The 6,856-nt window shown below is 67.4% G+C and carries 7 protein-coding genes; 3 read left to right on the top strand and 4 right to left on the bottom strand.

Features of this window, described 5'->3' with window-relative positions; all coding sequences use genetic code 11:
- The coding region (locus AC1VAN_RS07280) for a helix-turn-helix domain-containing protein (protein WP_480985543.1) at positions 1 to 87 on the top strand (87 nt) is incomplete at its 5' end.
- The gene (locus AC1VAN_RS07275) at positions 87 to 1,154 is read left to right on the top strand and encodes an ATP-binding protein (protein ID WP_025874770.1); all 1,068 of its coding nucleotides are present in this window, start codon (positions 87 to 89) and stop codon (positions 1,152 to 1,154) included. The genes AC1VAN_RS07280 and AC1VAN_RS07275, both read left to right, overlap by 1 nt.
- On the opposite strand, the gene AC1VAN_RS07270 is transcribed toward AC1VAN_RS07275, so the two are convergent.
- The 3 genes from AC1VAN_RS07270 to AC1VAN_RS07260 form a co-directional block, all read right to left on the bottom strand.
- Positions 1,132 to 2,964 (bottom strand): DUF7844 domain-containing protein, encoded by a 1,833-nt coding sequence (locus AC1VAN_RS07270; RefSeq protein WP_480985542.1) that lies wholly within the window; start codon positions 2,962 to 2,964, stop codon positions 1,132 to 1,134. The two genes, AC1VAN_RS07275 and AC1VAN_RS07270, sit on opposite strands and share 23 nt — an antisense overlap.
- A gap of 40 nt (positions 2,965 to 3,004) precedes the next feature.
- Positions 3,005 to 3,304: a DUF2388 domain-containing protein gene (locus tag AC1VAN_RS07265; protein WP_032975508.1), complete on the bottom strand. Its 300-nt coding sequence runs from the start codon at positions 3,302 to 3,304 to the stop codon at positions 3,005 to 3,007.
- Between the two features lie 62 nt (positions 3,305 to 3,366).
- A complete protein-coding gene (locus AC1VAN_RS07260; RefSeq protein WP_442251845.1) occupies positions 3,367 to 4,755 on the bottom strand; it encodes an FAD-binding oxidoreductase in 1,389 nt (462 codons plus the stop codon).
- Positions 4,756 to 4,924: 169 nt separating this feature from the next.
- Between AC1VAN_RS07260 and serA the strand changes: the two genes are divergently transcribed.
- Positions 4,925 to 6,166 (top strand): phosphoglycerate dehydrogenase, encoded by a 1,242-nt coding sequence (gene serA / locus AC1VAN_RS07255; RefSeq protein WP_480985541.1) that lies wholly within the window; start codon positions 4,925 to 4,927, stop codon positions 6,164 to 6,166.
- A 75-nt stretch (positions 6,167 to 6,241) separates the two neighbouring features.
- Here the strand turns inward: serA and AC1VAN_RS07250 are convergent, their stop codons facing one another.
- Complete coding sequence (locus AC1VAN_RS07250) at positions 6,242 to 6,856, bottom strand: NUDIX hydrolase (protein ID WP_312964896.1); 615 nt, start codon at positions 6,854 to 6,856, stop codon at positions 6,242 to 6,244.

Genomic DNA, 6,856 nt, shown 5'->3' with positions numbered 1-6,856 from the left:
CTGCGGCGCAAGCTGGACGAAGTGGGTCTCACCCAGATTCCGGCCAGCGTGCGCGGTGTCGGCTACCGATTGATGGCCGACCGCTGATGCGCCGCTCCGGGCTCAGCCGGCACATCATCGTATCGATGTCGCTGATGGTCGTTGGCGTCATCGTGATGGTGATCCTCTCTTCGTGGCTGCTGTACGCCGTACTGATCGAGTTCTTCCCGGCCAGCGCCGAAGAGCCGGAAGGTTGGCTGCCAAGCGGACCGGAGCTGGCCTGGATGGTCGGGGTGATCCTGACCGGTCTGGCGCTGGCGATCGCTGCCTCGTTCCGACTGGCCCACCGCATCCTGTCGCCGCTCAATTCACTGGTGGACAGCGTGCGTGCGCTGGCTGGCGGCGATCTCGGCGCGCGCGCCACGGCCGAGGCCAACTCGCCCGGCGAGGTCGCAGCGCTGGTGGACGATTTCAACGCAATGGCACGCCGCCTGCAGCATATGGAAAGCGAACGGGTGATGTGGCACGCGGCCATCGCCCACGAACTGCGCACGCCGGTGACGATCCTGCGCGGCCGCCTGCAGGGCCTGGCCGAAGGCGTGTTCCAGCCCGATGAGTCGCAGTTCCGCAGCCTGCTCGCGCAGGTCGAGGGCCTGTCACGGCTGATCGAGGACCTGCGGGTGTTGAGCCTGGCCGACAACGCCCGCCTCGACGTGCGCCGCGCCCGTACCGATGTGGTGGCCGAGGTGCATTCGGTGATGACCCTGGTGGATCCCGCGTTCCGCAGCGCCGGCTTCGTGCTGGAGCTGGAAACCAGCCGCGAGGAGCACCCCGCCCATTGCGACCCGACGCGGTTGCGGCAGGCGCTGCTGGCCTTGTTGGAAAACGCGCGCCGCTATGCCAACCCGGGCAAGGTACGCATCGCCGTGCATGACACCGTGGCCCATGTGCAGGTGGCGATCGAAGACGAAGGCCCTGGCATCGACCCGGCCCTGCACGCGGACATCTTCAATCCATTCATGCGCGGTGACGGCTCACGATCACGCCTGGGCGGTGGCAGTGGCCTCGGCCTGGCGGTGGTCAAGGCCATCGCCGATGCGCACGGCGGCCAGGTCTACTGCACCCCGGGCACCAGCGGCGGCAGTCGTTTCATCATCGAGCTGCCGCGCCAGTAGGCGGCACTGCGGCCGCCTGCTCACGCACGTGCGCACCCAACACAGCGAGATTGCGGTCGATGTCATCCAGCTCGCGCTGCTGTGATGACGGCAACTGCGCGCGCAGCTGCACGCGCAGCGCCTGCCAGGCGGGTACCGCCTGTACGCTGGCAGCGGCCGCTGCCCGTGCCACCTCCGCCYGTTCGTCCGCCTGCGGCAGGCCGTAGCCAGCGTCGGCCAGCAACTGGCCCGGCCGCAACCACTGCCCGCTCTGTTCCAGCAACGCGCGCAGCGAGCGGGTAGCGCTGCTGTCCGGGTTGGCCAGCAACCGTCGCTTCAGTGCATCGCGCGCACGCAGCTCCGCGCGCCGCTGCGCCGCCTGTTCCAGCAGCAACAGGCCGGCACTGGCACGTACATCACCACGCAGCAACCACGGTGCGCGCTGTTGCGCCGGCAGCGCCAGCCATGCGCGCACATCGCGCGCCGGCAGCGCCATCTGCGTGGCGGCAACCGCGAACAACTGCTGGTAGTGGTCGCGCGCAGAAGCAAAGTAGTAGCCCTGCGCCAGGGCCTGCGCGGGATCGGCCAGCACCTGCTCGTCCAGTGCGTGCAGCCGCGCCAGGCGGCGGCGCAGCCCGCGCGGGCTCAACTGTGCCAGGCCGGCTTCTCCCAGGCGCGGAACACCGGCCTGCAGCAGCTTCGCCGTCTCCACCGCGCAGTTGTTGCTGACGAAGTAATAGCGACCGTCATAGCTCCAGTGCACCTGGGCGGTGCGCTCGAGCAGGCTGGCGATCTCGCTGCTGTCCAGCTGCAGCGGCAGCGAGGCCAGTCCGCGCAGTTCGACCTTGGTGTATTCGTCCACCACCTGCTGCAGTGGCAGCACGAACAGGCGCGAAGGATAACCACCGGTCAGCCCGCGCCAGTTGGAGATCTGCACGTCGCCAACGAAGGCGCGGAAGGACAGCACCCGATGATGCTCCAGGTCCAGCCTGCAGTCCGGGCCCGGTGCGCGTCCAGGACGGCAGATCACCAGCCGCAGCATGCTGTGGCCCCAGCGGCTCATCGGCTGCGCACTGCCTTCGGCGAACAGGTAGTCCACGGCATACACCCGCGCCGGGTCCAGTGCGAGCAGCGATGCAGCGCCCTCTTCCGCATCGGCCTGCAGCAGCGGAACGGTGCCCGCACAGTGCGGCGCGGGCAGTGAGGGCGGCGTACCGAAATGCGCCTGGTACCACTGCGCCAAGGCCGGACGGCGGCAGGCGAACTCTGCATCGAGCACGAAGTGCTCGGCGTTCACCGCCAGGTACTCGGCCGGGTCGGTCAGTTCGTAGGCATCGGGACTGCGGTCGCGGAAGGCGTTGTCACCGCGGCCCAGATGCCAGGGCTTGCGCTGCCAACCTGCAAGGTCACGCCAACGGGCGCTGCGTGACCAGTGCGCCCCCGCGCGGTCGGCAACATGGGTCAGTTCGTGCACCAGCGCACTGCGCCGGGCGCGTCGGGCACCGGCTACATCGTCGTCCAGCAGATCGCGGCGCAGCGCGATGCCCCCGGCGAAGGCACGGCCATGCACGTTGGCGGGCAGGTCGTCACGCCAGCCGACCTGCACCTGCGTGGGCAAGGCACGCAGCAGGCCGTCGGGCAGCAACGACTGCACATCAGCCAGTGTCTGCATTGCGACCTGCTGCTGCGCCGGGCTCAGCCCGGCCGGGTCCAGCTGCAGGCGGTCGGCGGCATGGGCTGTTGGAATGACCAGCCACGCCAACGCAGCGAGCCAGCCCATCCGCCTCCGTCGCGTTGGGCCATGCCCGGCAGCGTTCCACGCAGGTGTCATGAGGTTGCCGGCCAGCGGCCGGCACTACCCGGGCGCTSGATCAACGCGCCAGCAGGGCGCGTGCCAGCTGCAGGTCGCTCTGCTGCTGCGCAGCTGCATCCTGCTCACGCAGGTGCACCAGTGCCGCCTGCAGGCGCGCGCCACGGATCTGGCCATCGCTGGCGACAAACGCAGCCGCATCATCGCGGGCAGCCAGCACCACCTTGTCATCGCCGGAACTGCTGCCCGAGGAACCCGAAGAGGCGCCCGTCGCCGAACCGGCCGAGGTGCCGGCAAAACTCGAAGCGACGCCGGCCAGCGGCAGGGACAACAGGGCAAGCAGCAGGAACGGACGGATCATGGTCGGGGAGTTCATCGATTGGGTGGGTGGAGCGTAACGGCTGGGTGAAGACTTTGCCTGTGTCAAAGGTCGAACAATTTGCCGGGATTCAGCCGCCCTTCGGGATCGAATGCGCGCTTGACCGCCTTCATCAGCGCGATCTCGGCCGGTCCACGCGTGCTGTCCAGGTAGCCCTTCTTGACCAGGCCGATACCGTGCTCGGCCGAAATGCTGCCATTGAAGCGCGCCAGCACCTGCGCCAGCAGCTTGGTGACATGCTCGCACTGGCTTACGAAGTCCGCGTCGCTGGTGCCGTCCGGCTTGAGCACGTTGATGTGCAGGTTGCCGTCGCCGATGTGGCCGAACCAGACTACGTCGAAGTGCGGGTAGGCCTCGCCGATCAGCGCCTGGGTCTCGGCCAGGAACGCCGGCATCGACGAGATCCGCACCGAGACATCGTTCTTGTAGGGCTTGTAACGTGCCAGCGCCTCGGTGATGCCCTCGCGCAGGCGCCACAGGTGCGCCGCCTGGGCATCGCTGGCACTGATCACGCCGTCGCTGACCCAGCCGTTGCCCATGCAGTCCTCGAAGGCCGCCATCGCCGCCGCCTCCTGCGCCTCGTCACCGGCAGCAAACTCGGTCACCACGTAATAGGGATGCACTTCATCGAACGGTGCCTGCGCACCATGGGCCAGAACATGTTCCAGCGCCCGGTCGGTGAAGAATTCAAAGGCCTGCAGCTGCAGCCGCGCACGGAAGGCGGCGAACACCTGCATCAGCACGTCGAAGCTGGGCAGCGCCAGCAGCATCACGTTGCTGGCCGGCGGCGGGTCGGTCAGTTTCACCGTGGCCTCGACGATCACGCCCAGCGTGCCCTCCGATCCGATCAGCAGCTGGCGGAAATCGTAGCCGCTGGAGTTCTTGATCAGGCCCTTGTTGAGCTCGAGCAGTTCGCCCGTGGCGGTAACCACTTTCAGTCCGGCGATCCATTCACGGGTATTGCCGTAGCGGATCACCCGGATGCCACCGGCATTGGTGGCGATGTTGCCGCCGATCGAGCACGACCCGCGCGCCGCGAAGTCCACCGGATAGATGAGGCCATGTTCAAGGGCCGCGTTGTGCAGCGCCTCCAGCGGCATGCCGGCCTGCACCACCAGGGTGCGGTCGACCGCATCGTAGTCCAGCGCCTTGTTCATCCGCTCCAGGCTCAGCACCAGCTCGCCATTGGCCGCTACCGCACCGCCGGAAAGGCCGGTGCGACCGCCGGAGGGAACCACCGCCACGCCCTCGGCCGCGGTCCAGCGCATTACCGCCTGCACTTCTTCAACCGTGGCCGGCAACGCGATCGCCAGCGGCGCCGGTGTCCAGCGCCGGGTCCAGTCGCGGCCGTAATGCTCCAGGTCAGCAGGGTCGGTCTTCAGCTTCAGGCCGGGACAGGCCTGCTGCAACGAGGCGATGCGGGAATCGGTCATGACGGTCCAGCGCGGGGCGTGAAGAACGGGCAAGCGTGCCAGTGGCCGGGCCCAGCGTCCAGCCCTGCAGAGCCTTCAATAGCCGCAGTTGCAACCAATTGCGCACTGCACCATGGGCGTTGCGATCTGGCATAGTGGTCAGCCCCTGTCCCACTGGCCGTGCCGCCCCATGTCGCCGAAGAAGACCTCGTTCCCGAAGCAGGATATCCGCGTGCTGTTGCTGGAGGGGGTCAGCCAGACCGCCGTGGAGGTGTTCAGCGCCGCCGGCTACAGCCAGATCGAGGCGCACACCAAGGCGCTTCCCGAGGACGAACTGAAGGCGCGCATCGCCGAAGCCCWCATCGTCGGCATCCGCTCGCGCACCCAGCTCAGTGCCGAGGTGCTGGCCGAGGCCAAGCGCCTGATCGCGGTCGGCTGTTTCTGCATCGGCACCAACCAGGTCGACCTGGATGCGGCCGAGCTGGCCGGCATTCCGGTATTCAACGCGCCCTACTCCAATACCCGCAGCGTGGCCGAACTGGTGATCGCCGAAGCGATCATGCTGACCCGCGGCATCCCGCAGAAGAACGCCGAATGCCATCGCGGCGGCTGGTCGAAATCGGCCAGCGGCAGCCATGAGGTGCGCGGCAAGGTCCTGGGCATCATCGGCTACGGTCACATCGGCACCCAGGTCGGCGTACTGGCCGAATCGCTGGGCATGCAGGTGATCTTCCACGATGTGGAAACCAAGCTGTCGCTGGGCAATACCCGTGCGGCGGCCAGCCTGGACGACCTGCTGGCGCGTGCTGACATCGTGACCCTGCACGTGCCGGAGACGCCGTCCACGCAGTGGATGATCGGCAGCACCGAGCTGGCGAAGATGCGCCGCGGCGCGCACCTGATCAACGCCGCGCGCGGCACCGTGGTCGACATCGATGCGCTGGATGCAGCACTGGCCAGCGGCCACATCGGTGGCGCTGCACTGGATGTGTTCCCGGTCGAGCCGAAGGGCAACGGCGATATCTTCGAATCGCCGCTGACCCGCCACGACAACGTGATCCTGACCCCGCACGTCGGCGGCAGCACGCTGGAAGCGCAGGACAACATCGGCATCGAAGTGGCGGCCAAGCTGGTGCGCTACAGCGACAACGGCAGCACCCTGTCGGCGGTCAACTTCCCGGAAGTGACCCTGCCCGAGCACGCCGACAGCCTGCGCCTGCTGCACATCCACCAGAACGTGCCGGGCGTGTTGTCCAAGGTCAACGAGATCTTCTCGCGGCACAACGTCAACATCGACGGCCAGTTCCTGCGCACCGACCCGAAGGTGGGTTACGTGGTGATCGACATCACCGCCAGCGAGGAGCAGGCCAGCGCGGTGCGTGACGAGCTGGCGGCGATTCCGGGCACSTTGCGMACSCGCATCCTGTATTGAGATGTACGTCGCCGGGCGTGGCCCGGCGGAATGCGTCCGGCATTGCGTCATCCACGCGTGGCGTGGATGCGTCTTTCAGCGCGCCAGCCAACGGCGCGCCATGCGCTGCATCGATTCGTCCGACTGGGGATCGCTGGCGACCTCGGCCACCGGTCGCCAGGCCAGCTCCAGCGACTCTTCGCTGAGCACGAAACTCTCTCCGCCCAGCGCACGGATCACGAAACGCACGTCGTAGTGCCAGTGCCCCGGCACATCCTTGCGCTCGGGAATCCAGTGCTTGTCGATATCGAAGATGGCCGGATCATCCAGCACCAGGCCGCTCAGGCCCGATTCCTCCTCGGCTTCCTTCAACGCTACCCGGGCCAGATCGCGGTCGCCGTCGGCGTGGCCACCCAGCTGCAGCCAGCGCTGCAGCTTGCGATGGTGGGTCAGCAGCAGCCGCTGGCCATCGGCGCTGACCAGCCAGCAGCTGGCGGTGAAGTGGCCGGCCAGGCGTTCGCGGCGGAAAGCATCTTCCGCATCGTCGATCAATGTGCTGAATTCGGCAGCAAGGGCGTCGTGGGCGGGTTCTTTGCGCGCATAGTCATGCAGCAGGCCGCGCAAGCGATCGTCAAGTGCGGCAAGGGATTCGGTGGTTTCGCTCATGAATGCGGGGTGCCTGGAAAAATACCTGCCATTATCGCCGTACAT

This window comes from Stenotrophomonas sp. 05L44_2, assembly GCF_056665995.1.
This window is presented reverse-complemented; position numbering and strand designations above follow the sequence as displayed.